This is a genomic window from Membranihabitans maritimus (genome assembly GCF_021729145.1).
GTDB lineage: Bacteria > Bacteroidota > Bacteroidia > Chitinophagales > Saprospiraceae > Membranihabitans > Membranihabitans maritimus.
The window spans coordinates 1-343 of sequence record NZ_JAJSLW010000093.1 but is presented as its reverse complement, the minus strand read 5'-3'; the positions used below and the strand labels follow the sequence as shown (position 1 = coordinate 343).

Genomic DNA, 343 nt, shown 5'->3' with positions numbered 1-343 from the left:
ATTGTGTATACTTCCCGGAACGTAGAAGTGTTTATCGGGCCCCAACGGGTAGCCACACATACCCGTTTGCTGTATCGTAATCTCTACCGGTATCAAACCGACCCGGCCCACATGCCCCGTTCCCACGCAGAATGGAAAAAAGCCCGGGGCTTTAACGCCGCTTACTATATCGATAAGGCGGCCCAAATCGGTCCGTCCACCCGCTGGGCGATCGAAAACGTCATCCGTTCGGTGGTACATCCCCCGCAAAGCTTTAACATCTGTATGGGGATCTTCCGCCTGGTAGATACCTACTCTGCACAGCGATTGGAACAAGCTTGTAGGCGCTGTCAAAAAGTCGACA

At 53.4% G+C, this 343-nt stretch carries 1 protein-coding gene; it reads right to left on the bottom strand.

The genetic code is table 11. The features are described from left to right. Positions 1-343 (bottom strand): hypothetical protein (locus tag LVD47_RS24425; protein ID WP_236981152.1); only part of this gene is annotated, 343 nt, incomplete at both ends.